The organism is Pseudomonas pohangensis, assembly GCF_900105995.1.
Taxonomy (GTDB): Bacteria; Pseudomonadota; Gammaproteobacteria; order Pseudomonadales; family Pseudomonadaceae; genus Aquipseudomonas; species Aquipseudomonas pohangensis.
The window spans coordinates 3281813-3307983 of the sequence record NZ_LT629785.1 but is presented as its reverse complement, the minus strand read 5'-3'; the positions used below and the strand labels follow the sequence as shown (position 1 = coordinate 3307983).

At 60.9% G+C, this 26171-nt stretch carries 25 protein-coding genes; 11 read left to right on the top strand and 14 right to left on the bottom strand.

Going from position 1 to position 26171, the window contains the following annotated elements; all coding sequences use genetic code 11:
• The first annotated feature begins 53 nt into the window (after positions 1-53).
• Positions 54-944 (top strand): Hsp33 family molecular chaperone HslO, encoded by an 891-nt coding sequence (gene hslO, locus BLT89_RS15380; RefSeq protein ID WP_090199100.1) that lies wholly within the window; start codon positions 54-56, stop codon positions 942-944.
• A 122-nt stretch (positions 945-1066) separates the two neighbouring features.
• A complete protein-coding gene (locus BLT89_RS15375; protein WP_090197342.1) occupies positions 1067-2602 on the top strand; it encodes a phosphoenolpyruvate carboxykinase in 1536 nt (511 codons plus the stop codon).
• 76 nt (positions 2603-2678) lie between these two features.
• Here BLT89_RS15375 and BLT89_RS15370 read toward each other — a convergent pair whose 3' ends face one another.
• Both BLT89_RS15370 and BLT89_RS15365 read right to left on the bottom strand, forming a co-directional pair.
• Entirely contained in the window at positions 2679-3635 is a 957-nt protein-coding gene (locus BLT89_RS15370; RefSeq protein WP_090197338.1) for a DUF808 domain-containing protein, read from the bottom strand.
• A gap of 96 nt (positions 3636-3731) precedes the next feature.
• Positions 3732-4397, bottom strand: a complete 666-nt coding sequence (locus BLT89_RS15365) for a YceH family protein (RefSeq protein WP_090197336.1) — start codon at positions 4395-4397, stop codon at positions 3732-3734.
• Positions 4398-4643: 246 nt separating this feature from the next.
• On the opposite strand from BLT89_RS15365, the gene cls reads away from it, so the two are divergent.
• Positions 4644-6086 (top strand): cardiolipin synthase, encoded by a 1443-nt coding sequence (cls, locus tag BLT89_RS15360; RefSeq protein WP_269457167.1) that lies wholly within the window; start codon positions 4644-4646, stop codon positions 6084-6086.
• Between the two features lie 7 nt (positions 6087-6093).
• On the opposite strand, the gene yrfG is transcribed toward cls, so the two are convergent.
• Positions 6094-6750 (bottom strand): GMP/IMP nucleotidase, encoded by a 657-nt coding sequence (gene yrfG / locus BLT89_RS15355; RefSeq protein ID WP_090197333.1) that lies wholly within the window; start codon positions 6748-6750, stop codon positions 6094-6096.
• A gap of 97 nt (positions 6751-6847) precedes the next feature.
• Between yrfG and nudE the strand changes: the two genes are divergently transcribed.
• The 3 genes from nudE to BLT89_RS15340 are packed head-to-tail and all read left to right on the top strand — an operon-like array spanning position 6848 to position 8710.
• The gene (nudE, locus tag BLT89_RS15350) at positions 6848-7414 is read left to right on the top strand and encodes an ADP compounds hydrolase NudE (protein WP_090197329.1); all 567 of its coding nucleotides are present in this window, start codon (positions 6848-6850) and stop codon (positions 7412-7414) included.
• Positions 7411-8232, top strand: coding sequence for a 3'(2'),5'-bisphosphate nucleotidase CysQ (gene cysQ, locus BLT89_RS15345; RefSeq protein ID WP_090197327.1), 822 nt, complete (start codon positions 7411-7413; stop codon positions 8230-8232). Before nudE ends, cysQ begins: the two co-directional genes overlap by 4 nt.
• Before the next feature lie 13 nt (positions 8233-8245).
• The gene (locus BLT89_RS15340; RefSeq protein ID WP_090197324.1) at positions 8246-8710 is read left to right on the top strand and encodes a thioesterase domain-containing protein; all 465 of its coding nucleotides are present in this window, start codon (positions 8246-8248) and stop codon (positions 8708-8710) included.
• A gap of 65 nt (positions 8711-8775) precedes the next feature.
• Here the strand turns inward: BLT89_RS15340 and BLT89_RS15335 are convergent, their stop codons facing one another.
• From BLT89_RS15335 to arcD, 8 genes are all read right to left on the bottom strand, one after another.
• Positions 8776-10173 (bottom strand): DUF3336 domain-containing protein, encoded by a 1398-nt coding sequence (locus BLT89_RS15335; RefSeq protein ID WP_090197321.1) that lies wholly within the window; start codon positions 10171-10173, stop codon positions 8776-8778.
• Between the two features lie 143 nt (positions 10174-10316).
• The gene (locus BLT89_RS15330; protein WP_090197318.1) at positions 10317-12224 is read right to left on the bottom strand and encodes a beta-ketoacyl synthase; all 1908 of its coding nucleotides are present in this window, start codon (positions 12222-12224) and stop codon (positions 10317-10319) included.
• A gap of 237 nt (positions 12225-12461) precedes the next feature.
• Entirely contained in the window at positions 12462-13367 is a 906-nt protein-coding gene (locus BLT89_RS15325) for an amino acid ABC transporter substrate-binding protein (RefSeq protein WP_231975032.1), read from the bottom strand.
• Between the two features lie 10 nt (positions 13368-13377).
• Positions 13378-14706, bottom strand: coding sequence for a putrescine-ornithine antiporter (gene potE / locus BLT89_RS15320; protein ID WP_090197315.1), 1329 nt, complete (start codon positions 14704-14706; stop codon positions 13378-13380).
• 149 nt (positions 14707-14855) lie between these two features.
• Entirely contained in the window at positions 14856-15782 is a 927-nt protein-coding gene (gene arcC, locus BLT89_RS15315) for a carbamate kinase (RefSeq protein ID WP_090197312.1), read from the bottom strand.
• Between the two features lie 102 nt (positions 15783-15884).
• Entirely contained in the window at positions 15885-16895 is a 1011-nt protein-coding gene (locus BLT89_RS15310; protein WP_090197309.1) for an ornithine carbamoyltransferase, read from the bottom strand.
• A gap of 116 nt (positions 16896-17011) precedes the next feature.
• A complete protein-coding gene (gene arcA / locus BLT89_RS15305; protein WP_090197306.1) occupies positions 17012-18265 on the bottom strand; it encodes an arginine deiminase in 1254 nt (417 codons plus the stop codon).
• A gap of 15 nt (positions 18266-18280) precedes the next feature.
• Positions 18281-19708 carry an arginine-ornithine antiporter gene (arcD, locus tag BLT89_RS15300; protein WP_090197303.1) on the bottom strand — a complete coding sequence of 476 codons (1428 nt, stop codon included), beginning with the start codon at positions 19706-19708 and terminating at the stop codon, positions 18281-18283.
• Between the two features lie 352 nt (positions 19709-20060).
• Between arcD and BLT89_RS15295 the strand changes: the two genes are divergently transcribed.
• The 5 genes from BLT89_RS15295 (at position 20061) to BLT89_RS15275 (ending at position 22241) form a co-directional block, all read left to right on the top strand.
• Positions 20061-20249, top strand: coding sequence for a YgaP family membrane protein (locus tag BLT89_RS15295; RefSeq protein WP_090197302.1), 189 nt, complete (start codon positions 20061-20063; stop codon positions 20247-20249).
• 56 nt (positions 20250-20305) lie between these two features.
• Positions 20306-20959, top strand: a complete 654-nt coding sequence (locus BLT89_RS15290; RefSeq protein WP_090199091.1) for a DsbA family oxidoreductase — start codon at positions 20306-20308, stop codon at positions 20957-20959.
• Between the two features lie 102 nt (positions 20960-21061).
• On the top strand, positions 21062-21388 hold the full coding sequence (locus BLT89_RS15285; protein WP_090197300.1) for an ArsR/SmtB family transcription factor: 327 nt from the start codon (positions 21062-21064) through the stop codon (positions 21386-21388).
• Positions 21385-21819 carry a YeeE/YedE family protein gene (locus tag BLT89_RS15280; RefSeq protein WP_090197297.1) on the top strand — a complete coding sequence of 145 codons (435 nt, stop codon included), beginning with the start codon at positions 21385-21387 and terminating at the stop codon, positions 21817-21819. The genes BLT89_RS15285 and BLT89_RS15280 overlap by 4 nt, the downstream gene beginning before the upstream one ends.
• 2 nt (positions 21820-21821) lie before the next feature.
• A complete protein-coding gene (locus tag BLT89_RS15275; RefSeq protein ID WP_090197294.1) occupies positions 21822-22241 on the top strand; it encodes a YeeE/YedE family protein in 420 nt (139 codons plus the stop codon).
• A gap of 6 nt (positions 22242-22247) precedes the next feature.
• Here the strand turns inward: BLT89_RS15275 and mgtE are convergent, their stop codons facing one another.
• From mgtE to aguB, 3 genes are all read right to left on the bottom strand, one after another.
• The gene (gene mgtE / locus BLT89_RS15270; RefSeq protein WP_231975031.1) at positions 22248-23891 is read right to left on the bottom strand and encodes a magnesium transporter; all 1644 of its coding nucleotides are present in this window, start codon (positions 23889-23891) and stop codon (positions 22248-22250) included.
• Positions 23892-23954: 63 nt separating this feature from the next.
• On the bottom strand, positions 23955-25058 hold the full coding sequence (aguA, locus tag BLT89_RS15265; protein ID WP_090197291.1) for an agmatine deiminase: 1104 nt from the start codon (positions 25056-25058) through the stop codon (positions 23955-23957).
• A 98-nt stretch (positions 25059-25156) separates the two neighbouring features.
• Positions 25157-26038, bottom strand: coding sequence for an N-carbamoylputrescine amidase (gene aguB, locus BLT89_RS15260; RefSeq protein ID WP_090197288.1), 882 nt, complete (start codon positions 26036-26038; stop codon positions 25157-25159).
• Positions 26039-26171 lie beyond the last annotated feature (133 nt).

Genomic DNA, 26171 nt, shown 5'->3' with positions numbered 1-26171 from the left:
AAAGCGGCTTTACCCCTAAAATCGGCGGCCATTTTGAGCAAGGCGAATACGGCATGTCCGATTTCACCCAGCGTTTTCTGTTTGAAGACAGCGATGTGCGTGGCGAGTTGACCGCGCTCGAGCAGAGTTATGTGCATGTGCTGGCCAAACACAGCTATCCCCCGGTGGTGGGGCAGCTGCTCGGTGAATTGCTGGCAGCGGCTACGTTGCTGGTCGGCACACTGAAATTCGATGGCCTGCTGGTGCTGCAGGCCAGTTCCTCCGGCGCCATACCATTGCTGATGGTCGAGTGCTCCAGTGAGCGCGAGGTGCGCGCGATTGCCCGTTATCACGCCGAGCAGCTGGTTGACGGCGCCAGTCTGCGCGAACTGATGCCGGATGGCGCTCTGGCGCTGACCGTTGATCCGCGCCAGGGCCAGCGTTACCAGGGGATTGTGGCGCTGGATGGCGAAACCCTGGCGGACTGCCTGAGCAGCTATTTTACCAATTCCGAGCAACTACCGACGCGTTTCTGGCTGTACGCCGATGGTAGCCGGCTGGCCCGCGGCCTGCTGTTGCAGGCCTTGCCGGCCGAACAGTTGCGTGATCCCGAGGAGCGCGCCGCCAACTGGCAGCACCTGACCACGCTGGCGGACACCCTGCGCGCCGAAGAAATGCTCGGGCTGGACAACCAGACCGTGTTGCATCGCCTGTATCACGAAGAAGTGGTACGCCTGTTCGAGCCGCAGCCGCTGGAGTTTCGCTGCAGTTGCTCGCGGGAGCGCTCGCTGAATGCCCTGGCCAGCCTGGGCCAGCAGGATGCCGAGGCACTGCTCGGGGAAAGTGCCGGTGAAGTAGTGATTGATTGCCAGTTCTGCAACCAGCGCTATGCCTTCGACGCGGCGGATATTGCCCAGCTGTTTTCTGGCGGTGGCAGCCAGCAGGCCTCTAGCACGCGGCATTGAGGCTTTTTTACTAAAGTGCGCCTTTCTGACATAATCGCGCGCTCTTTTTCTTCGTTGTAGTGATTCCCAGTGGATGACTACCTTTTTGCTTGGAGGACTCGGCTCACGCCGACGAGGACCACATGACGCAAGCCACTCAATACATCGATATCAGCGCCGCCCAGTTGATTGAGCAAGCCCTTCGCCGTAACGAAGGTGAACTGGCCGCCAACGGCTCCCTGGTCGTCCGTACCGGACACCGCACGGGTCGCTCGCCAGCTGATCGGTACATTGTGGAAGAGCCCGGTACCCAAGGCTCGATCGCCTGGGGCAGCATCAACCGGCCATTCCCTGCCGACAAGTTCGATGCCCTGTGGGCGCGCGTCGAGGAATTCAACCAGCGTCAGGATCACTTCGTTTCCCATGTGCATGTAGGTGCGGCGGCAGCCCACTACCTGCCGGTGAAGATGACCACCCAGACTGCCTGGCAGAACCTGTTTGGCCGTTGCCTGTTCATCAATCCGGCCAAATACAATCCGGCGGACAAGGCCGAATGGCAGGTCCTCAATGTGGCCAACTTCGTTTGCGAGCCCGAGCGTGACGGCACCAACTCCGATGGTTGCGTGATTATCAATTTCGCTGCCAGGAAGGTATTGCTGGCCGGTATGCGTTACGCCGGTGAAATGAAGAAAGCCATGTTCTCGGTGCAGAACTTCCTGCTGCCGGATGCCGACGTTCTGCCAATGCACTGCGCCGCCAACGTTGGCGAAGACGGCGACACCACGCTGTTCTTCGGACTGTCCGGCACTGGCAAGACCACCCTGTCGGCCGATGAAAGCCGTTACCTGATCGGTGACGACGAGCACGGCTGGGGCGTGGGCACAGTGTTCAACATCGAGGGCGGCTGCTACGCCAAGTGCATCGACCTGTCGGCAAAAAACGAGCCGGTGATCTGGAAAGCCATCCAGTTCGGCGCCGTGCTGGAAAACGTCGTGCTCGATGAAAACCGCGTGCCGGATTACACCGACGACAGTCTGACGCAGAACAGCCGCGCCGCTTACCCGCTGGAACTGGTAGAGAAGCGCGTGGTGGCCAATCAGGCCGGCGAGCCGAACGCTGTGATCTTCCTCACTTGCGACCTGACCGGCGTACTGCCGCCGGTATCCATCCTCAACGAAGAGCAGGCGGCCTATCACTTCCTGTCCGGCTACACCGCGTTGGTCGGCTCTACCGAAATGGGCAGTGGCGGCGGCATCAAGTCGACCTTCTCCACCTGCTTCGGCGCGCCCTTCTTCCCGCGTCCGGCCGGTGAGTACGCCGAGCTGCTGATCAAGCGCATCAAGGGCTTCGGCTCCAAGGTCTATCTGGTCAACACCGGCTGGACCGGCGGCGGCTACGGTGTAGGCACACGCTTCAATATTCCTACTACCCGCGGCGTTATTGCGGCGATCCAGAGCGGCGCCCTGATCGGCACCGAAACCGAGCATTTGCCAACTATCAACCTCAACGTGCCCAAGGCCGTCGAGGGTGTGGAGACCCGTTTGCTCAACCCGCGCAACACCTGGGCCAACAAGGAAGGTTACGACGAGGCAGCCAGGGCCCTGGCCCAGCAATTCATCGAAAACTTCAAGAAGTTCGATGTGTCGGATGCCATCCGCAACGCCGGGCCGCAGCTGTAACGCTGGCAGCATCCAGAAAACCGCCTGCGGGCGGTTTTTTTCTGCCCGGGATTTACCTGAGTGCAGGTACAGCTGGCTATTGGTTGCCCTTGAGTGCCGTCAGCGTCCGCTTGCCGGCTGTTACCAGTAACAACACCAGGCCACCGGCAAGCACACCGGCCAGGCCATTGAACAGGGGTGCGCTGAGCATGCCCAGCAGCGGGCCGATGGCCGCCAGGCTGGCCGCACTGCCGGCTAGCTGTTCAAGCAGGTGGTGGGCGGCCGGGACGCCGTGAATCAGGATGCCGCCGCCGACCATGAACATGGCGGCAGTACCTATTACCGAAAGGCTTTTCATCAGCCAGGGCGCGGCGCTGAGCAGTAAGTGGCCGAGCTGTCGCTGACTGCGCTGCAGCAGACTGTCACCGGGCTGCTCCGAAAGGTGCAGGCCGGCGTCATCCAGCTTGACGATGCCCGCCACCAGTCCGTAGACACCTATGGTCATCACCAGGGCAATCACCACCAGCACACTGAGCTGCTTGAGAAAAACCTCACCGGCTACCGTACCCAGGGTGATGACGATAATTTCCGCCGAGAGGATGAAGTCGGTGCGCACGGCACCGCGGATCTTGTCCTGCTCGAAAGCGAGCAGGTCAAGCTCGGGGTCGTTGAGGGCGGCGTTCAGTTCGGCATGCCGGGCGCGGTCTTCCTCGCGGCTGTGCAGGTATTTGTGCGCAAGCTTTTCAAAACCCTCGAAGCACAGGTAGGCACCGCCGAGCATCAGCAGCGGAGTCACCGCCCAGGGCGCAAAGGTGCCGATCAGCAGTGCTGCCGGTACCAGAATCGCCTTGTTCTTCAGCGAGCCTTTGGCCACCGCCCAGACCACCGGCAGTTCACGGTCGGCCTTGACCCCGGCTACCTGCTGGGCGTTCAGCGCCAGGTCGTCACCGAGCACGCCGGCGGTTTTCTTGGCGGCGACCTTGCTCATCAGTGCTACATCGTCGAGCACGCTGGCAATGTCATCGATCAGGGTCAGCAGGCTGCTGGCGGCCATTGGGTTGCTCCCGGGTAAAAGGTTTTGCAGTGACGGCTGTCAGGCTGGTGCCAGATGGGCGGCAAGCCGTCGGGCCGGTAAAAGTCTGGTTGCAGATTAATCCTGGTTGTCGTCGCGGTGTGCCTCAATCTGTGCCAGACGCTCTTCCAGCGCGCAGATACGTGCCTCCAGCTGCTGCAGGCGCTGATCGTCCTGCTGGTTGTCGCTGCGTTCTGCTGTGCGTGGAGCCATGGCGGCCTGCAAATCGAGCGGGTCACCCAGCAGGTGCATATAGCGCTCTTCGCGCTGGCCGGGTTGGCGTGGCAACTGGCAAGCCAGCCCGCGACTGGCCAGACGCTGCAGGTGGTGCTCGAGTTCGGCAAGGTCATCGAAAGCATGCATGCGCTGGCTGCGGGTCAGCAGTTCATTGAGGGTTTGCGGGCCGCGCAACAATAACAGGCCAAGCAGAATGACCTGGGCGTGCAGCAGCTCCAGCTGCTTGTCAGTGCGATGCTCCCAGCGATCGGCGCGGCTGCCCATGACCAGCCGGCAGAGTCCGCGGCTTTCAAGACTGCGCAGGCCCTGACCGACCTCGCCGGGATTCAGGTTGAGTACCGGCTCGCGGCTGGTTTTCTGGTTACAGGCGAGTACCGCGGCATTCAGCGTCAGCGGGTAGGCTTCGGGGGTGGCGGCCTGCTTCTCGATCAGGCAGCCGAGCAGGCGTACCTCGATCGGGTTGAGTGGCTGGTCGGCAAAAGGCTGCTCGGGGAGTGCTTCGCTCATGGTGAGAATCCACAGAAAGTCAGGATGGCTAGCCTAACCGCTGGCGGCGCACGAGGGTAACTGTTGATTGTCGCGGCGCAAGTTGCCGGGGCGGGCCTATTGCCCATCTGCGGCGAGCGCGGCAAGCTGTCGCCACCTGCAGTGTTGCAGGCTGCTGCCGGGAACAAGCGGGGCGTCTAGCTGCCAGACCTCCGCAGCCGACCCTTCTCAGCCGACAACGGAGCGTATTTCAGTGGAGGTTTGCGATTGACTCTCGAGCACGACAGCGTCCTGTTGCTGGGTTATCTGTTTGCCTTGCTGCAGGGGCTTGGGCTGCTGGCGGCACTGCATGCGGTGATGAAGGTGCGCACCGCGCAGGGTGCGCTGGCCTGGGCGATTGCCCTGGTGTTCATGCCGGCGCTGACCCTGTTGCCCTATCTGGTATTCGGCCGCAACCGTTTTGACAGTTATGTGCGCTCCCGCCGCGAGGCCGATGTTGCCATGCAGCAAGCGCTGCAAGCGAAGGATTGGCGGCCCTGGGTGGAGAAAGCCAGAACGGCCGAAATGGCCGGGGAAGTCGATCGGGTGAAAGCCGTCACCCGGCTGGCCCACATGCCGTTGCTGGCACATAACCATGTGCGCCTGCTGGTCAATGGCGAGGCGACCTTTGCCGCGATCTTCAAGGCCATTGCCGGGGCGCGCAAGGTCGTGCTGGTGCAGTTTTTTATCGTGCATGACGACGAACTGGGGCGTCGTCTGCAACAGCTGCTGCTGGAGCGCGCCGCCGCCGGGGTGGCGGTCTATCTGCTGTTTGACAGTGTCGGCAGTCACGCCCTGCCCAAGGCCTACACGGAAACCCTGCGTGCCGGCGGGGTCAAGGTGCATGCCTTCGCCAGCCGCCGGGGTCTGCGCAACCGGTACCAGCTGAATTTCCGCAACCATCGCAAGATCGTGGTGGTGGATGGCCGGCTGGGCTATGTCGGCGGCCACAATGTCGGCGACGAATACCTCGGCCTCAAACCGCCACTGGCGCCCTGGCGTGATACCCACATCGAAGTCAGTGGCCCGGTGTTGACCAGTTTGCAGGAGTCGTTTGCCGAAGACTGGTTCTGGGCTACCCGTGAAGTGCCACCGCTGCTGCTGGCCGAGCAATACGCCGAGGACGGCATGCTCTGCCAGCTGCTGACCAGTGGCCCGGCCGATGCCCAGGAAACCTGCTCGCTGTTTTTCGTTACCCTGATCAATGCAGCGCGCCGGCGGGTGTGGATTACCAGTCCGTATTTCGTGCCCGACGAGGCGGTGCTGGCGGCCATGCGTCTGGCGGTTTTGCGCGGAGTGGAAGTGCGCGTCCTGCTGCCATCGCGGCCGGATCACCGGGTTGTCTATGCCGCTTCCAACCAGTATGCCGAGGATGCCGTCAGGGCCGGTATCTGCATCTATCGCTACCAGCCGGGCTTTGTGCACCAGAAGGTGGTGCTGGTGGATGACGACATGACGGCGATCGGCAGTGCCAATCTGGACAACCGTTCGTTCCGGCTGAATTTCGAAGTGATGCTGCTGACCATTGATAGCGCTCTGGCCGAGCAGGTCGAGCAGATGCTGCTGGCCGATTTCGAGCAGTCTCTGGAGCAGACCGCCGCCGGAAGCAAGGTCAATGGCTTGCAGCGGCTGGTCCGGCGTCTGGCACGGCTGCTGTCACCGGTGCTCTAGGTTCGGATCAGGGCAGGAGCAGGCGGTAGTCATCCACCGCATTGAATTCTTCGGTGTTCTTCGCCGGTTGCTGGCTGTCCGGCTGGCGTACTGCCAGTAGCCGGGCTATGCCGAACTGGCGTGCGCTGCGCAGGATCGGCAGGCTGTCGTCGATGAACAGGGTGCGGGCCGGGTCGAAGCCGAAGTCCTGCTGCAGGGCAAACCAGAACTGCTGGTCTTCCTTGGGGAAGCCGTAATCGTGGGAGCTGATCAGGCGATCGAAAAAGGGCGCCAGTTCGATGCGTTCCAGCTTCAGCGACAGCGAGTCGCGGTGAGCGTTGGTGATCAGCGCAACACGCTTGCCGGCAGCGCGAATGGCGGCGAGAAAGGTGTCGGCATCCGGGCGCAGGTCGATCAGGTGGGCGATTTCGCGCTTGAGGTCACGCACCGACAGTTTCAGCTCGCGACTCCAGAAATCCGTGCAGTACCAGTTCAGCTGGCCGGCGTGCTGGCGAAACAGTGGCAGCAGTTCAGCTTCGGCCTGTTGCTGGCTGATGCCGTGATGTTCGGCATAGCGTTGCGGCAGGTGGTGCAGCCAGAAATGGTTGTCGAAGTGCAGGTCGAGCAGGGTGCCATCCATGTCCAGCAGAACCGTGTCGATCTGATCCCAGGGCAGTAGCTGCATCTCGAAGTCTCGCAGGTGGTGTGCATTTGTGTGACTGGCGGGCGGCCAGAGCGGGCTGGCGCAGGTATGATAACGCGTAGTTGAAGGGAGAAAGTTGATGCGCCAGAAACCCAGCGTACTGGCCCGCGAGATTGTTGCCAGCAGCCGCCTGTTCCGCATTGAGGAAGTGCAATTGCGCTTCAGCAATGGTGTGGAGCGTACCTATGAACGCCTGGTCGGTAAGGGCAGCGGCTATGGCGCGGTGATGATTGTGGCCATGGTTGATGCCGAGCATGCGCTGCTGGTCGAGGAATATTGCGGCGGCACCGAGGACTATCAGGTGTCCCTGCCCAAGGGCCTGGTCGAGCCGGGCGAAGATGTGCTGGATGCGGCCAACCGCGAACTCAAGGAGGAAGCCGGGTTTGGCGCGCGACAACTGGAGTTGCTCGCCGAGCTGTCGTTGTCGCCGGGCTATATGAGCCAGAAGATCCAGGTGGTGCTGGCCGGGGATCTTTATCCGGAAACGCTGCCCGGCGACGAGCCTGAACCGATGCGGGTCGAGCGGGTCAACCTGCGCCAGTTGTCGTCTCTGGTGGACAATCCCCAGTTCAGCGAAGGCCGCGCGCTGGCAGCGCTGTATCTGGCGCGCGATATTCTGATTCAACGAGGAGTATTGAGTTTATGAGTCACCCTTTTCTGCCTGCCGTCATCGACCTGGTGCGCGAGGCCGGTGCGGCGACCCTGCCATTCTGGCGCTGTGACACCGAAGTCACGGCCAAGCTGGACGATTCACCGGTAACCGCTGCCGATCTGGCGGCCCATCATGTGCTGCTGGCCGGCCTGCAGCAACTGGATGCGGAGATCCCGGTGTTGTCCGAAGAGGCAGCCGATATTCCGCTGGTCGAACGGGCGCAGTGGCAACGCTGGTGGCTGGTCGACCCGCTGGACGGGACCAAGGAGTTCATCTCGGGCAGCGAGGAGTTCACCGTCAATGTGGCACTGATTGAACAGGGGCGGGTGGTGTTTGGCGTGGTCGGCATGCCGACCAGCGGCCGCTGCTACTTTGGTGGTGCCGGTCTGGGTGCCTGGCGCGCTGAAGACGGTGCGCCAGCCGAGGCGGTTGCCGTGCGGATAGCGCCTGCAGATGCATTTACCGTGGTTGCCAGTCGCCGGCATTCCAGCCCGGCCCAGGAACGTCTGCTGGAAGGCCTGAGCGAGCGCTTCGGTGACCTGCAACTGGCCAGCCGTGGCAGCTCGCTGAAGTTCTGCCTGCTGGCCGAGGGCAATGCCGATTGTTATCCGCGGCTGGCACCCACGTCGCAGTGGGACACCGCTGCTGCCCAGGGCGTGCTTGAAGGTGCCGCGGGCGAAGTGCTGGACCTCAAGGGCCGGGCACTGACCTACGAAGCGCGTGAGTCGTTTCTCAATCCGTCGTTCATTGCCTTGCCGCTGGCGGCAGCCTGGCGTGACGAGCTGATCCAGCTGGCTCGCGCCCTGGATTGAGACGGAGGTGAACATGTCTGATCAGGCGCAAAGCGATCTTGAAACGCTGCTGTACCGCGACATACCGCTGACCCGCGCCATGCAGGTACGCGTAGCCAGCTGGCACGAGCATCAGCTGCAGCTACAGCTGCCGTTGCCAGCCAACTGCAATCTGCATGACAGCATGTTCGGCGGCAGTCTCTACTGTGGCGCACTACTGGCGGGCTGGGGCTGGTTGCATTTGCGCTTGCAGGAGGCCGGTCTGCATGGGGCGGTAGTGATCAGGGATGCGCAGATCAGTTATCTGCTGCCGGTAACCACGGATGCCAGGGCGTGCTGTAGCGCGCCGGAGGCGGCGGCGTGGAGCAGATTTGTAACCATCTTCGAACGACGTGGCGTCGCCCGGCTGCAACTGGAGAGTCAGGTGCTGACCGCCGGTGGCGAGGTTGCAGTACGTTTCAGCGGGCAATTTGTACTGCAGCGCGGCATCACCGGCTGACTGGCGTCGATGAGGTTGAGGCGACCTGCGTGAAGCGCCTCGCGGCGCCAGTTCAGGCGTTGCCGCTACAGGGCCGGTAAACCGTACTGCACCAGGATTTCATCCAGCGTCTTGCGGATCATGGTGCAGTTACGGATCAGCTCGATCTGCGCCTCGGTCTGTTTTTTGCCATCGGCAATCAGCGCCTCGGTTTGCTTCAGGCTGATCAGTGCCAGCACTTCGTGGATACCTACGACATGCTTGCCCGGTAGGATGTTGATGTCGGCGGTGTATTCCTGCCCGGCTACCGAATAGAACAGGTGATTCAGGCCGCGTACCCAGGGCAGGCGGGCGGTCAATGCGCCACTCAGTGGCTGAATGGCCTTGAGGTTGGCGCGAAACACATCAGTGGCCCATTCGATGATCCGCTTGCCGGTTGGCCCGGCTTGGCCGGCACGCTTGACCGCCCAGAGCACCGCCGGGTTGGTCTGGCTGGTAATGAAGTGATTTACCCCGTAGAGCCGGCCGAGCCGGCGCGAAGGCAGGTCGAGGCCAACCGAACCGTCGATCCACTTCTGACCCTTGATGTAAGGGCGGCGCTGGCCGTCAAAGCCTTTGGCGCACAATTCGACCGGCGGGAAAACCCCCGGCACCGCACAGGAAGCGCGGACAGCTTCGCGAATGTAGACGTGGGGCGAGGTCGTGGCGTTCAGCAACCGCGAAGCACCGGTAATGGTGGCGGGTGTGATCGATATGTTGATGACAATGCCGGAGAGTTCGAAGGCCTCGCCAAAGGTCAGGTCAGGAATCCAGCTTTCGACAATTTGCGTGAGAATTTCTTCGGTCAGCATGAGCGGCATCAGGGACAGCCGTTTGCTCGGCGCTGCCTCGGCCCGGAGTTTGATCAGGGTTTCCCTGAGCATGTCGGGCAGGTTGTCACCGTCCAGAATAGAGCAGCGATCCGCATGGCTGCGGGTACCGATCATGGCTGCAACCAGTGCGCCACCACTCGAGCCGGAAATCACCGAGGGCAGCAGATCTTTCTGATGCAGGGCCTGCACCACGCCGATGTGATAGGGCATCAGGCTGCCTGCACCACTGAGCATCAGTGCTGAGTGGCCATAGCATTGACTGGCACGGCGAAACAGGTCGGCTTTTTCATGGGCGCTAATATCCGGCGACTTGCTGTCGGCCAGATCATGCAGGGCCAGACAGGTTTCGCTCAGGTATTCCCTGATCAGTGCGAGTTCTTCCGGGCGTGCCTGCTTGAACAGATCGGCATTACCGATGCCGCCCAGATTGCCGTGGATGCCTTCGTTGATGACGAACAGCAATTCCCGGTTGTCATGGTGCAGTCGCGCAGCCTTGACCGCAGCCAGACGGCTGCGGATCAGGCGCAGGTTGTAACCCTTGCCTTTTTTGGCCTTGTTGAGACCGTTTTTCTTGGTCTGCTCGATAGCATTGCTCACGCTGAGGCTGCTCATGTGTGGTGTCTTCCGGTCGGCTGGCGGGGCGGAGTAGCAACAACAATCGAGCGAGTGTGACGGATTACAGGGCAATGACCAATGCGCAATTAGTCTATGGAATGCCTGGTTATCAAACTTTTGTATGACAAACCGCTGCCACTTCAGTCGAGCATGTCGCGGTAACGCGAATCCCGGGAGAACACCAGTGGCCGGCTGAAACCGGGTACCTGAATCTGCTCGGCGGACATTTCCAGCTGCTGGTCGTCTATCTGGTTATTGCCAAAATTGTAAAGAATATCGAACTGGCCGTGCAGGGCCCGCTGGTCATACGCATCAGCCGCTGCTCGGGTCTGTTCACGCCTGGCGCAATAGGCGGCAAAGCGTTCTGCACCATATCGCTTGCGCAGCATGCGTTCTGCCACGCAGGGGGCCAGCACTACAGCACTGGCGTTGTTGCCACCAAAACCCTTGGAATTGATAAAGCACAGCTCCAGCGGCCGGCTGCCGCTGGAGACATCTGCGGTGGCAATGTGCAGGTGCTGCTGGTGGACGTCCTCGGCAATCGCATCGATGGTCTTGATGCCCGGAATCAGGTTGTAGCGAAAACTGCCCAGCGCCGAGATCAGCTGGTCGCCGCTGGCACTGGCCAGCGAGTGACCGAGGTAGGCCTTGGCCGCAGTCACCGGCCAGTTGCTGATGCCAAAGGTGGCGGCGGTACGGTCGAGTAGTGCGGATTCGGTGACGCGGTTGGCCGGCGTACTCGAGCCATGGGCATGCACGAAGCTGTGCTGGCGCACACTGTCCTCGCCGACGATCTGCATGGCGCTGGCGACTGCTTTGGCCATGGTCAGATAGTTGCCGGGACCGGGTGCGGAGATCGACTTCTTGAAGCCATCGGCATTGATGAACACATCCGGCACGGCGCCATGAATATCGGCGCCGAGTTCCATTGCCAGCGCGTCGTCCATCAGCACCACGTACTGGCATGATTCGGCCAGGGTGAAGCCGCAGTTCTGCCCGAAGGGGCGGCTGGCGCGGCGGAAATCCACTTGTTCGCTGCCTTCGATCTGGCGCAAGCCGTCCTCGGTGGCCAGTGCACCCATCGCCCCATAGCCATCGATGCATTCCTGGTTGATCGGCGCCTCGCTGGTGCCGACGATGACCACGCGCGCCTTGCCGGCACTGATTTGCTCGATGCCTTTCTGCAGGTTGTAGAGAAAGCTGGCGCAGGCCCCGGTGATGCTGCCGGTGCTGCCGACACTGCCCAGCACGTAGGCATTGATGAAATCCGCCGGCATGCTGTTGAGGCCAAGGGCCAGCTGCTTGGCACTGACCCGGCCGCCCTTGAGGCGTGACTGCATCAGCCCGCCGAAGCCATTCTCATCCAGCTGGCTCATGATGCTGCTGGAGTACACGGCCACCTCGTCGGGAGCCACATGCTCAAGAATGGTTGACCACTCGATGCCGGTAGAGCGCAGTGCATCGGTGGCGCCGACGATGGCCATCTGCAGGCCGCGCGGGTGGAAGCGCGAGGCATACAGTTCGCCTGGCTCGAAACCGCTGGGCAGCTGGCCGGCAGATTTCACCGGCAGGGCGCGAAAACTGTCGACCTTGATATCGCAGCCGTCATACAGCGTGACCTGCACATCGGTGGCATTCAGCTCCTCGACGATCCAGTCGCTCGGTAACGGCTCCGGCAGGTGTTTGCGCAGGGTGATGAATTCCAGCGGCTTGCCGGCGGTGCCGGTGAGGTTGAGGTTCTTCTGCCAGGGCGCGGCATCGACATCCAGATGGCTTTTTTCGATCCGCCGAATCAGCGTGCCGTCGATGATCTGTTGCGCGTAACGGGTTTCCAGTTCTGCCAGTGTCAGTGGCTGGTCATCTGCTGTGCGGTACTGGCCGTCGACCACCTTGACCAGTTTCATCATTACCGCCAGGCCGGCCAGAGTCTGCTGGCGGTTCTGGCTGTCCAGCGATTCGATCACCATGCGCCGGAAGGCGTGGTGTGCCGAGCTGCGGCCGGCGGCGTTGTAGCCACCGAAACCGACGATAACGGGTAAGCGGGACATGTAGCGAAACTCCTTGTTTGGCCACCGCAAGGCGTTCGGCCTTGCCGGCTGAGGGGAAACCGGGTCAGGTTTCAAGTGGCTAGGGTGACGCAAGGCATGACTGGCTGGTCACGTCCATGAAGGCCATCGAGCCACAGCCAGCGCCTGTCAATCAAGGGGTTTTTGCTGACTGTTACGGGTGCTGGCTGCAACCGCAGCGCTCCGGAGTTTTACCCGGAGCGGGCAGGCGGGGCCTGTTCAGGGCTTCGGATAAAGACGAAACAACAGACGCGTTGCGGTGTTCGGGGCACCGAAATAGCGCTGATAAAGCGCCTCGCCTTGCGGGCTGCCGAGCAGGCTGCTGATGCTGCGGTCGACCAGCAAGCGGAAGTCCTCATCACCGCGGCCGAGCGCCAGCGCCGAGGCTGTTTCATCGAACAGGCGCTCGGGCACCATGAGCTGCTCGCCACCAGTCTCTGTCGCTACATAATTGAGCAACACCACGCGGTCGTCGAAAAAAGCGTCAGCCTGCCCCGTGCTGACCATGTGAATGCCGGCAGCGCTGCTGTCTGCCGTTACCACGCGCGATTTCAGACCAAGCACGCGCAAACGCTGCTGCACCCATTCGGCACTGTGACTGCTGGACAGTACGGCGAAGGTAAACTTGTCCAGTTGCTGGACGATATTGCCGCGCCACAAGGGTACCGCCTTGGCGGCACCGTTCCTGACCCGCTCCTGCAGCACCGCGGGCGCGTCGCGGCGCATGATCACCGCGAGCCCGGAAATGAACACCGGTAGCGAGAAGCTGACCTGCTCGCGGCGCTGCAGGGTTTCATCCACCGGGCTGCAGAGAATGTCGACCCGCCCGCTGTGTACTGCGCCGAGCATGTCTTCAATGGTGACCGGCTGATAACGCACCTGCAGCCCGGGGAGGTCCAGCTGCACCCGGAGGCGTTCGCCGATTTGCTGGCACAACTCGATGGTGTAACCGCGGGCGGTTTGTTCGTTACCGTCGGAGAAGGGCGCATAGCCGGGAACAAAGCCGATGGTAAAGCGTTGGCTGTCGCGAATGCGCTGCAGGGTGTCGGCCTGGCTGGCGAGAGGCAGCAGGCCGGTGCCGAGCATCAGGCTGGCCGCCAGCAGGTGCATAAAAATCCGCTTCATGGTCATGCTCCTACAGCTGTTGCGGAATGTCAGTGGCGGTTACAAAGCGCTTGGCGATGATGCCGAACAGCAGATAGCCGGCAATCATCACAATGGCGGCACCGAACATCGCGTCCATACCCGAAGCGTACAGGGCGTAGAAGCAGTACAGCATGGCCACCAGCATGATCAGGCTGTTGCGGCGGAACACATTGAGCGCGACCCGTGCCTTGAACATGATCACCAGCAGGCCGGAGAGTGCGGTGACATAGGGGATCAGGTTGGTCACTGCGGCCAGATTGACCAGCTTGCCGAATTGCTCACTGACATTCGGCGAGATGGTCGTAAGGGCGATCAGACTCTGCAGAATGGCGCAGCAAACCAGACCGGCCAGGGGGGCATTGAGCCGGTTAACGCGGGCGAAGAGGGCTGGAAACATGCCCTGACTGGCCGTGACCTTGGCCGTCTCGGCCAGGGTGAATTGCCAGCCGAGCAGTGAGCCGACACAGGCCAGTACCGCCAGCGCCATGACCAGGTTGCCGATGGAGTCGTTGAACATCTGCGCATAGACCAGGGCGAACGGCGCGCTGGAATTGGCCAGTTCGGCATTCGGCACTATGCCCTGGATCACGGTAGTGGACAGGACGTAGACCACAGCGGCGCCGAGCGTGCCGAACAGGCAGGCGAGGGGCACATTGCGTTTGGGGTTTTCCACGGCGTCAGAGCTCTGCGCAGCCGACTCCATGCCGAGGAAAGCCCACAGGGTCAGCGGGATGCTCTGGGTGATGGCGTCACTCACGGCCAGTTGATTGGGGTTCCAGGCAGCGCTGAATACTTCGGTTGAAAACCAGAACCAGCCAAAGATACTCAACCCGGCAACCGGCAGGATGATGCCCCACACGGTAATCGAACCCAGTCGCCCGGTCAGGCTCGGGCCGCCGAAGTTGGCCAGCGTGGTTATCCAGATCATCGACAGGGTGCCGACAAACAGCGGAATCGAACCGCTACCCAGCCAGGGCACAAAGGGTGTCAGGTAGCCGATGGCAGCAATGCTGATGGCCACATTGCTGATCACCAGGGAAAGAAAGTACAGATACGAGCACAGGAAAAATGCCGACTTGCCATGGGCTTCTTCGGTGTAGGCCGACATGCCGCCGGGGCGCGTGCAGTAGATACCGCACTGGGCAAAGCAATAGGCAATGCACATGGAGCCAATGGCGGTGACAATCCAGGACAGCAGCGATACCGCACCGAGCTGGGCCATGCTGGATGGCAGCAGGATGATGCCGGAGCCCATCATGTTGACCATGACCAGCGTAGTCAGCCCGAGCAGGCTCATTTTCTTGTTAGCGTCGGCCATGCTGGCGTCCTTGTACGAAATGAAGCGCTGGCTTCGGTCGCAGGTGTGTTAGTCAATTCCGGGCTGGCAACAAGGTCAGTGCGGTTGCAGGAACAGGCAGACAGGCCAAGGCCCGGTGAAAGATCGCACGGGCCTGATCCTGTGCCCTGTCAGCGGTAGCTGATGCCTGGTTTGGCGGTACTGACGCGTGTGCCCGCAGTGCCGCGCACGATGGCCTCGATATCCGGCAGTGAACCGATGACCGCGACCTTGCCGGTATTGCGGGCAAACTCGCAGGCCGCCTGTACTTTCGGCCCCATGGAGCCTTCGGCAAAACCCAGGCGGTCCAGCTCATCGGGATGGGCTTCGGCAACAGCCTTTTGCGTTGGCTTGCCCCAGTTGATATAGGCGGCATCCACGTCGGTGGCGATCACCAGCAGGTCGGCTTGCAGTTCCTGGGCGAGAAACGCCGAGCACAGATCCTTGTCGATCACGGCTTCCACGCCGATCAACTTGCCGTCCTGGTACATGGTCGGGATACCGCCACCGCCGGCAGCGATGACGATCGTGCCTTTCTCCAGCAACCACTTGAGCGGGCGGATTTCAAAGATACGCTTGGGCCGCGGACTGGCTACTACGCGGCGGAATTTGTCGCCATCCGGTGCGATGGTCCAGCCTTTTTCCGCTGCCAGGCGCTCTGCCTCTTCCTTGGGGTAGACCGGGCCGATCGGCTTGGTCATGTGCTGGAAGGCCGGATCATCAGGATCGACTTCTACCTGGGTGAGCAGGGTGGCGAAGGGTACTTCTACAGGCAGCAGGTTGCCCAGCTCCTGTTCGATCATGTAGCCGATCATGCCTTCGGTTTCAGCGCCGAGAACATCCAGCGGGTAGGGGTTCTTGGCATCGTAGGCCGCGCCTTGCAAGGCGAGCAAACCAACCTGCGGGCCATTGCCGTGTGCCACCACCAGCTCGTTGCCGGTTGCGACCTTGGCAATCTGTTCGCAGGCGATGTGGATGTTGTCGCGTTGATTTTCCGCGGTCATGGCTTCGCCGCGGCGAAGCAGGGCGTTGCCGCCCAGAGCAATGACTAATCGCACGGTTGTTCTCCTGGGTAGGGTGGATAACGGCCCTGGGCCTTATCCACCAAAAATGACAAAGGTGGAAAACCGCATTGCGGGTTTCCACCTTGCAGACTGCCGTCAGACGTTACCGAGCGTGCCGACCATGACTGCCTTGATTGTGTGCATACGGTTTTCCGCCTGGTCAAAGGCGATGCAGGCTGGCGACTCGAAGACTTCCTCTGTCACTTCCACGCCATTGGCGAGGAACGGATACTGCGCAACCAGTTGCTTGCCGACCTTGGTGTCGGTGTTGTGGAACGCCGGCAGGCAGTGCATGAACTGGGTACGCGGTGTGCCGCTGGCCTTCATCATCTCGCTGTTGACCTGATACGGCAGCAGTTGCTTGATACGGTCGCCCCAGGCTTCTACCGGCTCGCCCATCGAAACCCAGACGTCGGTGTGGATAAAGTCAACGTCCTTGACCGCTGCTTTCGGGTCTTCGGTAAGCATGATGCGTGCACCGCTTTCGGCAGCAAAGGCTTTGCATTGCGCGACAAACTCATCGTGCGGCCACAGCTCCTTGGGTGCCGCGATGCGGACATCCATGCCCAGCTTGGCACCGACCAGCAACAGCGAGTTGCCCATATTGTTGCGGGCATCGCCGAGGTAGGCGTAGCTGATGTCATGCAGCGGCTTGTCGCTGTGCTCGCGCATGGTCAATACGTCGGCGAGCATCTGCGTCGGGTGGTATTCGTCGGTCAGGCCGTTGAACACCGGTACGCCGGCGAACTTGGCCAGTTCTTCGACGATTTCCTGCTTGAAGCCGCGATACTCGATGGCGTCGTACATGCGTCCGAGCACGCGAGCAGTATCTTTCATGGTTTCCTTGTGACCGATCTGCGAGGAGTTCGGATCGATATAGGTGACGTTGGCGCCCTGGTCATAGGCGGCCACTTCAAACGCGCAACGGGTGCGGGTCGACGTTTTCTCGAAGATCAGCGCAATGTTCTTGCCTTTCAGGTGCTGGGTCTCGGTGCCACTGTATTTGGCGCGCTTGAGGTCGCGGGCGAGGTCCAGCAGGAACATCAGTTCACGCTTGGAATGGTGCATCAGGCTGAGCAGGTTGCGGTTATGCATGTTGTAAGCCATGGGGGATCTCCAAAATTCCGGGACAGGGTGGATAACGGCCTTTGGCCATATCCGCCGAAGAAACTCGGGGTGAAAACCGTTTTACGGGTTATCCACCCCGGGGGTGAGCTGACTGATCAGTAATCGATCGGATCGCGGATGATCGGGCAGGTCATGCAATGGCCGCCGCCGCGTCCGCGGCCGAGTTCACCGGCACTGATGGTTACCACTTCAACGCCGGCCTTGCGCAGCAGGGTATTGGTGTAGGTATTGCGGTCATAGCCGACCACCACGCCGGGTGCCAGACAGACCACGTTGTTACCGTCGTCCCACTGCTCACGTTCGGCTTCATAGCTGTCGCCACCGGTCTGTACTACGCGCAGTTTTTTCAGACCGAGGGATTCGGCGACCACGTCGAGGAACGGCTTGGACTCGCGGCGCGCATCGATACCGCCGGGCTTGCTTTCATCCGGGCGCAGACTGAAGGCAACGATCTGGTTGACCACTTCCGGGAAGATGGTGACCAGGTCGCGGTCGCAGAAGGTGAAGACGGTGTCCAGGTGCATTGCGGCGCGCGACTTGGGCAGTCCGGCGACGATTACGCGCTGGGCTGCACCCTTGGCGAACAGCGCCTGGGCTACCTGGCCGATGGCCTGGCGGGAGGTACGCTCGCCCATGCCAATCAGCACTACGCCATTACCGATCGGCATGACATCACCACCCTCAAGGGTGGACGCGCCATGGTTTTCGTCCGGGTTGCCCCACCAGACTTCGAACTCGGCATTGGTGAAGTCCGGATGGAACTTGTAGATCGCCGAAGCCAGCAGGGTTTCCTGGCGGCGGGCCGGCCAGTACATCGGGTTCAGCGTAACGCCGCCGTAGATCCAGCAGGTAGTGTCGCGGGTGAACTGGGTATTTGGCAGTGGCGGCAGGACAAAGCTGGAAGCACCGGCGAATTCGGCGAACGAATCCAGACTTTCGTTACTGCCCAGACCCTTGGTCAGGTCGGCGATGGACACGCCGCCGATGAGGAATTCCGCCAGATGCCGTGGCTCCATGCCTTCCAGCCAGCTGCGGATTTCGTCGAGCATGCTCACGCCTAACTGGTCCGGGTTGACCTTGCGATCGAGAATCCATTTCAGCGCTTCGGGATTCTGCACCGTCTCGGTGAGCAGGTTGTGCATTTCCACCACGTCGATATTGCGGTCACGCATTTTGGTGACAAAGTCGAAGTGGTCGCGCTTGGCCTGATTGACCCAGATCACGTCATCGAACAGCAGTTCATCGCAGTTGCCGGGAGTCAGCCGCAGGTGCGCCAGGCCTGGTGAACAGACCATGACCTTGCGCAACGTACCGGCTTCAGAATGTACCCCTAGTTTAACTTTGCTCATGTTGGACTCCTTCAATCAGATTTCCAGAAAACCGGCTTGCAGGCCATAGGCTGCATAGACGGCGCCGATCAGAACCACGGCGAAGATGACTTTCTCGATACCGGTGAATACCGGCTTGCCCATTTCCATCTTGGCCTTGGCGAACAGGATGGCACCCGGTGCGTAGAGCAGGGCAGACAGCAGCAGGTACTGCATGCCGCCGGCGTAAACCAGCCAGATGGCGTAGAGGGTGGCGATCAGGCCGATGAACAGATCCTTGCCCTTGTCGCCCGGGTCTTTCTCGTAGGTTTCACCACGTACGGCGAGCAGCAGGCCGTAGGCCGCCGAGAAGAAGTACGGCACCAGAATCATCGACGTAGCCAGATACAGCAGCTTGAGGTAAGTGGCGTCGTTGAACAGGGTGATGATCAGGAACAGCTGGATCATCAGGTTCGACAACAGCAGCGCGTTGGCTGGCACCTTGTTGGCGTTTTCCTTGCGCAGGAAGGCCGGCATGGTGTGGTCGCTGGCGCTGGCGAAGAGAATCTCGGCGCACAACAGGGTCCACGACAGCAAGGCTCCGACCAGCGAGATCACCAGGCCGACGCTGATCAGCACCGAGCCCCAGTGGCCAACTACATGCTCCAGCACGCCTGCCATCGACGGGTTCTTCAGAGCGGCCAGTTCGGGCTGATGCATGATGCCCATCGACAGCACGTTGACCATCACCAGAATCAGCAGTACGCCGATAAAACCGATCACGGTGGATTTGCCCACGTCGCTGCGGTTTTTCGCCCGTGCCGAGAAGATGCTCGCGCCTTCGATACCGATGAACACCCAGACGGTGACCAGCATCATGTTGCGCACCTGATCCATCACGCTGCCTAGGTCGGCATTGCCTGCGCCCCAGATATCAGCGGTGAAGATATCCAGCTTGAAAGCCACGGCCGCCAGCACCACGAACATTGCCAGCGGTACGACTTTGGCGATGGTGGTAATCATGTTGATGATTGCCGCTTCCTTGATCCCGCGCAGTACCAGGAAGTGGTACATCCAGAGCAGGACCGAAGCGCAGACAATGGCAGCTACGGTGTTGCCTTCGCCGAAGACCGGAAAGAAGAAGCCCAGGGTGCTGAACAGCAGCACCATGTAGCTGACGTTGCCGATCCAGGCACTGATCCAGTATCCCCAGGCCGAGTTGAAGCCCATATAGTCACCGAAGCCGGCCTTGGCGTAGACGTATACACCACCGTCGAGTTCGGGTTTGCGGTTGGCCAGAGTCTGGAACACGAAGGCCAGGGTCAACATGCCGACCCCGGTGATCGCCCAGCCAATCAGTACAGCCCCCGGTCCGGCACTGGCTGCGATGTTTTGTGGCAGCGAGAAAATACCGCCACCGATCATCGAACCGACTACCAGCGCGATCAGCGCGCCTAAGCCGAGCTTGTTGGTTGAGTCGCTCATGTTCACCTCACTCTTTTGAACCTATGGGGAGAATCCTGAAACAGTGTTGCAGTTTCATTAAGAACCCGTTTGGCGGGCAGCAAGTGACGCAGGTCAAGTGAAATCAGCTCTTCCGGTTTTCAGCAGTAAATATTTCGGGAATGGGTTGGTGCGTGCGGTTCTGCGGAATTGAGCGTATGGGCCTTCCTGCAGCAGCAAACATACAACGCATTCGCGCTGTAAAGCTGGCTCCTGGATGCCTGTCTGTCAACCCTGAGCGGGAAATTTGTGCCGGCAGCGGTGTTCAGATACTGCTTGCATGGCTATGCTCAGCGCAGGGCTTGCCAAGTGGATTTTTTTCTGGAGATGGCGCATGACCAAAAATGTAGGTGGTATTGATCGATTGATACGTTATGGCCTCGGCATGACGCTGATTGCCATGGCATTGACCGGCTTTATTGGCGCCTGGGGCTGGATTGGTCTGGTACCGCTGGCCACCGCTGTTTTCGGCAGCTGCGCGGTGTATTCACTGTTGGGCCTGCGCACCTGTAAAGCGGCCTGAGTCCTGCCCGTCGCCGGCAACTGGCCTTGGGCTGCAGCCTTTATCAGGGGAACTCCGTGTCCAGCACGCAGCGATTGAAAATTGATTTTGTTTCCGATGTTTCCTGTCCATGGTGTGTGATCGGGCTACTGGCACTGCAACAGGCACTGCAGCGGCTGGGCGACAAAGTACAGGCCGATTTGCATTTCCAGCCTTTCGAACTCAACCCGCAGATGCCGGCAGAAGGCCAGGATATCCAGCAGCACCTGCAGGAAAAGTATGGCTCCAGCCCGCAGCAGGCTGCACAGGTGCGCGAGAACATCCGCCAGCGCGGTGCCGAGCTGGGCTTCAGGTTCAACCTGCAGGAACGCAGCCGCATCTATAACACCTTTGATGCCCATCGCCTGCTGCACTGGGCCGGGCTGCAAGGGCGCCAGCTGCAACTCAAGCAGGCCCTGTTTAGTGCCTATTTCAGCGAAGGGGGAAACCCGTCAAGCCACGAGTTGCTGACACGCCTGGCTGATGAGGTCGGGCTGGATCAGGCGCGTGCGGCGCAGATTCTGGCCGGCGACGCGTTCGCAGCCGAAGTGCGTGCGGCAGAACAGCACTACCAGGAGAACGGCATACAGGCGGTGCCGGCGATCATTATCAATGATCGTCATCTGTTGCAGGGTGGCCAGCCGGTTGAAGTATTCGAGCGAGCCTTGTTGCAGATCGCCGAGTCGTCCTGAGAACTTTTCAACAGCCCGAACCATCAACACGGCACGGATTATTGTTTGCCATATAATATATAAAAATATATATTGTTATCTGGCTAACTGAAGGCTGCGCCCATGACCGCTCCAGAAACTGCACTCGATATCCAGCAACTTCGCGACAACGCCGGTGCCGCCGGCCAGTTGCTCAAGGCGTTGGGCAATCCGGATCGTTTGCTACTGCTGTGCCAGCTTTCGCAGGGCGAGCGCAATGTCAGCGAGCTTGAAGCGTTGCTGGGGATCAGCCAGCCGACCCTGTCGCAGCAGCTTGCCGTGCTGCGCCGGGAAGCTCTGGTCGATACCCGTCGTGAGGGCAAACAGATTTATTACCGTATCACCAGTCCGGCAGCGCTGGCGGTGATCAATACCCTGTATCAACAGTTCTGTGGAGGTTCACCGCAATGACGCTTGACTGGATCAATTTCACGCCCTGGTCATCGCTGGCCGGGGGGCTGCTGATTGGCCTGGCCGCCAGTGTGCTGCTGGTTGCCAATGGCCGGATTGCCGGCATCAGCGGATTGCTCGGCAGCCTGTTGCAACGCGGCGCCGATGGCCGCATCGAGAAAGCGCTGTTCCTCCTTGGGCTGCTGTTGGCGCCGCTGCTGTGGGGGGTGTTTGGCGCATTGCCGCGTATCGAGTTCCAGACCGGCACTGCCGGCCTGATCGTTGCCGGACTGCTGGTGGGGATTGGCACCCGTTACGGCTCGGGTTGCACCAGCGGGCATGGTGTATGCGGTATTTCGCGCCTGTCGCCACGTTCGATGGTGGCCACCCTGTGTTTCATGGCCAGTGGTTTTGCCACGGTGTTTGTCATTCGTCATCTGCTGGGAGCCTGAACATGCGCAAACTGACAGCATTTATCGCCGGTTTGCTCTTCGGCATCGGTCTGCTGCTGGCCGGTATGGCCAATCCGGCCAAGGTCCTCGGCTTTCTCGACCTCGCGGGGTTGTGGGATCCCTCGCTGGCACTGGTGATGGGCGGCGCGATTGTGGCGGCCCTGTTACCGTTCAGCTGGGCGCGTCGGCAGACGCAATCCCTGCTCGGGGCGCCGATGCAATTGCCGCAGAAGCGTGAGCTGGACCCGCGGTTGATCGGTGGCAGCCTGCTGTTCGGTATCGGCTGGGGGATTGCCGGCATCTGTCCGGGGCCGGCGCTGGCGATCCTGCTGACGGGTCACTGGCAGGTTCTGGTGTTTGTGCTGGCCATGCTGGCCGGGATGCTGGTGTTTAGCGCGCTGGAGTCCAGGCGCGCGCCTTGAGTAGCACTAGAGCAGGAAAATGGTCGCCAGCCCGAGAAAGGCGAAAAAGCCGACCACATCGGTGACGGTAGTAAGAATCACGCTGCCGGCCAGGGCCGGATCGATACCCATGCGCTGTAACAGCAACGGCACGCCCCAGCCGGCGAACGCCGCACAGAGCAGGTTGACCAGAATGGCGGCGCCGAGAACGGCGCCGATGCCCCAGTCGCCGAACCAGAGCACTGCCAGCAAGGCGATAATCACTGCCCAGAGCAGGCCGTTGAGCACGGAGATGCCCAGCTCACGCCGCAGCAGGGTACGGGTGTTGCCTTTCTGCACCTGGCCCAGCGCCAATCCGCGAATCAGCAGGGTCAAAGTCTGGCTGCCGGCGATCCCGCCCATGCTGGCGACGATCGGCATCAGTACGGCGAGCGCTACCAGTTGCTGAATGGTGCCTTCGAACAGGCCGATTACCCAGGCCGCAGCAAAGGCGGTGACCAGATTGATGCCGAGCCAGATGGCCCGGCGTTTCGAGCTGACCAGTACGGGCGCGAAGATATCCGCTTCATCATCCAGACCGGCCATCTGCATCAGCGCGCGATCGGATTCTTCGCGAATCAGGTCGACCACGTCATCAATGGTTATTCGGCCGATCAAGCGGTTCTGCTCGTCGACTACCGGCGCTGACAACAGATCCTGATCCTGGAACAGGCGCGCCACATCGGCGCTGCTGCTGTCTGCCGGAATGGCGGCTATGTCCTTGTGCATCAGGTCGGCGACCTGCTGGTCCAGCTCGGCGGTAACCAGTGCGCTCAGGCGCAGTGCACCGATGTAGTGGCCTTTGCGATCGACCACCATGAGCATGTCGGTTTGTGGCGGCAGGTTTTCCAGCAGGCGCAGGTAGCGCAGTACCGTACTGGCCTTGACCTCCGCGCGCACCTGAATGGTGTCCGCGTTCATCAGGCCGCCGGCAGAGTCTTCCGGATAGGACAGCATCGACTCGATCAGCTGCCGCTGGCGTGCGTTGCTGGCGTGCAGCAGCCTTTGCCCAAGCTCGCTGGGCAGGGTCTGGATCAGGTCAACCCGGTCATCCAGTTCCAGATATGAGGCCGAGGCCAGCAGGTCCTCGATATCCAGCTCAAGCGCCAGGCTGGCGCGAATCTCGTCATGCAGATAGGTCAGGACACGGCCGGCACGTTCTGTTTCAACCATGCTCCAGGCGACGCGGCGCTCTTCCGGCGGCAAGGCCTCGAGAAGTCCGGCGATCTTGGCCGGATGCAGGGGGTGCAGGATCTTGCCGAGCCGCTTGAGCTTGCCCTGGGCCAGTGCTTTACGGGCAGCTTCCAGGTGGCTGGTGCCTGTCTCGCCAGTACCATCTTCCGCGTGACCATTCTCGCCGGGATCGTTGCGCAGCTGCAGAGCCAGACTCTGGCTCAGGTGCGGGAGTATGCGTGCCTCGCGCACCGGAGCGATCTGTTGCCACAGGTCCAGACGCTGTTGAGGTTCCAGGGACTCCAGTAACGCCGCGGTTTTTGCCGGGTGCATGCGTGCCAGCAGCTTGCGCACACGCTTGTTTTTGCCGGCATTCAGTGCCTCGAGAACAAGTTCGCTCTGCGTCAGGGTAGCCTGCGGTTTCTGCTCGTTGCCTGGTTCGGTTTTGACTGCTTTCATCCTGACGAGGGTATCACTTGGATAATTGCAGGCAATGCCATTAGCGGGTGGCAGGCCAGTTATTTATTCACTGCGCGCCGGTTGCTGCTGGGTAATGCAATGGATATTGCCGCCGCCGAGCAATATCTCCCGGCCGGGTACCATCACTACCCGATGCTCGGGAAATAGCCGCTGCAGAATAGCCTCTGCCTCGGCGTCTTTCGGATCATCGAAGCGTGGCGCGATGATGCCGCCGTTAACGATCAGAAAATTGACATAGGAGCCGGCCAGCCGAATCGACGGATCGCGCTGCTGACTGTCGGCGCTCAGGTCGACCCCGGCGCATTCCTCGGGCGTGGCATGCAATGGGCCCGGGATCGGCATCTTGTGCACGACCAGCTTGCGGCCTCTGGCATCCGGCTGGCTTTCGAGTACCCGCAGGGCTGCCTGGCAGCGTGAATAGTTGGGATCCTGCGCGTCATCGGTCCAGGCCAGCAACACTTCGCCGGGGCGTACATAGCAGCAGAAGTTGTCGACGTGACCATCGGTTTCATCATTGAACAGACCGTCGGGCAACCAGATCACCTTGTCGATGGCCAGGTGCTCGCCGAGCAGGGTTTCGATCTGCTCGCGGCTCAGGTGCGGGTTGCGGTTGCGATTGAGCAGGCATTCCTCGGTGGTGATCAGGGTGCCCTCACCGTCCACGTGAATCGAGCCGCCCTCCAGCACGAAGCCTTCGGTGCGGTAACGGGCACAGCCTTCTATTTGCAAGATTTTGCGGGCTACCTGATCGTCACGCTGCCAGGGCCAGTAGAGGCCGCCATCGAAGCCGCCCCAGGCGTTGAAGGTCCAGTCCACCCCACGTACCTCGCCGCTGGCGCTGGTCACGAAGGTCGGACCGGTGTCGCGTACCCAGGCATCATCGCTGCTCAGTTCGATGACGCGGATATTCGCCTGCTGCAAGCGGGCGCTGGCGTTATCGTACTGTTCGGCACTGACACACACGGTGACCGGCTCGAAACCGGCAATCGCTTTTGCCACTGCGGTAAATGCAGCTTGTGCCGGTTTGCCACCCAGGCGCCAGTTGTCCGGGCGCTGCGGCCAGACCATCCAGGTCTGCTGATGGGTTGCCCATTCGGCGGGCATGCGAAAACCGTCGGCGCGGGGCGTGCTGGTCAGGGTAGTCATGGAGTCACCTGTGCAATCTGGAGCAGGGTGGAAAATGGTGGCAGCCATTGCCACCGCCAGGTCTGTTGGTGGGAACGGCTGCGGGAAAGCTGGCGGCCTTATTCGGACGCCGTTTCGCCATCGAGGGTGCCGATCGGCCAGTACAGGTTCGGCCGGCGGTCGCGGAAGACACCCCAGGCGCTGCGGACCTTTTCCAGCTCGGTCAGATCGAAGCTGTGCACCAGGATGCCTTCTTCGCTCTGGTCCAGTTCCGCAACCTTTTCACCAAACTGGTCAGCGATGAACGAGGAGCCATAGAAGGTGATTTCCGAGCCATCCTGCTCTTCCTTGCCGATGCGGTTGCTGGCAACCAGCGGCATCACATTGGCGCCGGCATGACCTTGCTGGACCCGCTGCCAGTGCTCGCGCGAGGTGATATTGGGGTCATGCGGCTCACTGCCGATGGCGGTCGGATAGAAGAGAATTTCTGCGCCCATCAGCGCCATGCTGCGTGCGCACTCGGGGAACCACTGATCCCAGCAGATGCCCACACCGATTCTGGCGTAGGCGGTATCCCAGACCATGAAGCCGGTATCACCGGGGTTGAAATAATACTTTTCGTGGTAGCCGGGGCCATCGGGAATATGGCTCTTGCGGTACACCCCGAGGTTGCTGCCATCGGCGTCGATGATCGCAATGCTGTTGAAGCGGGCACGGCCGGCAAGTTCGAAGAAGCTGATCGGCAACACCACCTTGAGTTCGGCGGCGACTTTGCGGAAGTGCGCAATGGCCGGATTCTCGGCAACGGTGGTGGCCAGCTGGGTGTAGTCGGCGTTGGGCTTCTGGCAGAAGTAGGGGGTTTCGAACAGTTCCTGAATCAGGATGATCTGCGCGCCTTTGGCGGCGGCTTCACGCACCAGCTTTTCAGCGTTGGCAATGTTGGCGGCGCTATCCCAGGAACAGGCCATCTGGGTAGCAGCGACGGAGACAATGCGGGACATGGAACACCTCGGGCAACAGTGGATTTGACTAGTCTGAAAGTAGCAGGGCTTGGCGGATTCTGCGTTACCGCTGCAGTTAAGCTGGATATTTTATAATCGATAAATATCTGCAAATAAAGCAAATTAAAACTAT

Excerpts from the sequence above, each read along its gene's own strand:
- aguB (WP_090197288.1), bottom strand. The coding sequence starts at position 26,038 with ATGTCCCGCATTGTCTCCGTCGCTGCTACCCAGATGGCCTGTTCCTGG.
- BLT89_RS15365 (WP_090197336.1), bottom strand. The coding sequence starts at position 4,397 with ATGAGCGAAGCACTCCCCGAGCAGCCTTTTGCCGACCAGCCACTCAAC.
- potE (WP_090197315.1), bottom strand. The coding sequence starts at position 14,706 with ATGGCCGACGCTAACAAGAAAATGAGCCTGCTCGGGCTGACTACGCTG.
- hslO (WP_090199100.1), top strand. The coding sequence starts at position 54 with ATGTCCGATTTCACCCAGCGTTTTCTGTTTGAAGACAGCGATGTGCGT.
- BLT89_RS15340 (WP_090197324.1), top strand. The coding sequence starts at position 8,246 with ATGTCTGATCAGGCGCAAAGCGATCTTGAAACGCTGCTGTACCGCGAC.
- BLT89_RS15295 (WP_090197302.1), top strand. The coding sequence starts at position 20,061 with ATGACCAAAAATGTAGGTGGTATTGATCGATTGATACGTTATGGCCTC.
- mgtE (WP_231975031.1), bottom strand. The coding sequence starts at position 23,891 with ATGAAAGCAGTCAAAACCGAACCAGGCAACGAGCAGAAACCGCAGGCT.
- BLT89_RS15325 (WP_231975032.1), bottom strand. The coding sequence starts at position 13,367 with ATGAAGCGGATTTTTATGCACCTGCTGGCGGCCAGCCTGATGCTCGGC.
- BLT89_RS15335 (WP_090197321.1), bottom strand. The coding sequence starts at position 10,173 with ATGAGCAGCCTCAGCGTGAGCAATGCTATCGAGCAGACCAAGAAAAAC.
- BLT89_RS15280 (WP_090197297.1), top strand. The coding sequence starts at position 21,385 with ATGACGCTTGACTGGATCAATTTCACGCCCTGGTCATCGCTGGCCGGG.
- BLT89_RS15285 (WP_090197300.1), top strand. The coding sequence starts at position 21,062 with ATGACCGCTCCAGAAACTGCACTCGATATCCAGCAACTTCGCGACAAC.
- BLT89_RS15275 (WP_090197294.1), top strand. The coding sequence starts at position 21,822 with ATGCGCAAACTGACAGCATTTATCGCCGGTTTGCTCTTCGGCATCGGT.
- BLT89_RS15375 (WP_090197342.1), top strand. The coding sequence starts at position 1,067 with ATGACGCAAGCCACTCAATACATCGATATCAGCGCCGCCCAGTTGATT.
- BLT89_RS15310 (WP_090197309.1), bottom strand. The coding sequence starts at position 16,895 with ATGGCTTACAACATGCATAACCGCAACCTGCTCAGCCTGATGCACCAT.
- BLT89_RS15330 (WP_090197318.1), bottom strand. The coding sequence starts at position 12,224 with ATGTCCCGCTTACCCGTTATCGTCGGTTTCGGTGGCTACAACGCCGCC.
- arcA (WP_090197306.1), bottom strand. The coding sequence starts at position 18,265 with ATGAGCAAAGTTAAACTAGGGGTACATTCTGAAGCCGGTACGTTGCGC.
- arcD (WP_090197303.1), bottom strand. The coding sequence starts at position 19,708 with ATGAGCGACTCAACCAACAAGCTCGGCTTAGGCGCGCTGATCGCGCTG.
- cysQ (WP_090197327.1), top strand. The coding sequence starts at position 7,411 with ATGAGTCACCCTTTTCTGCCTGCCGTCATCGACCTGGTGCGCGAGGCC.
- nudE (WP_090197329.1), top strand. The coding sequence starts at position 6,848 with ATGCGCCAGAAACCCAGCGTACTGGCCCGCGAGATTGTTGCCAGCAGC.
- aguA (WP_090197291.1), bottom strand. The coding sequence starts at position 25,058 with ATGACTACCCTGACCAGCACGCCCCGCGCCGACGGTTTTCGCATGCCC.
- yrfG (WP_090197333.1), bottom strand. The coding sequence starts at position 6,750 with ATGCAGCTACTGCCCTGGGATCAGATCGACACGGTTCTGCTGGACATG.
- BLT89_RS15370 (WP_090197338.1), bottom strand. The coding sequence starts at position 3,635 with ATGGCCGCCAGCAGCCTGCTGACCCTGATCGATGACATTGCCAGCGTG.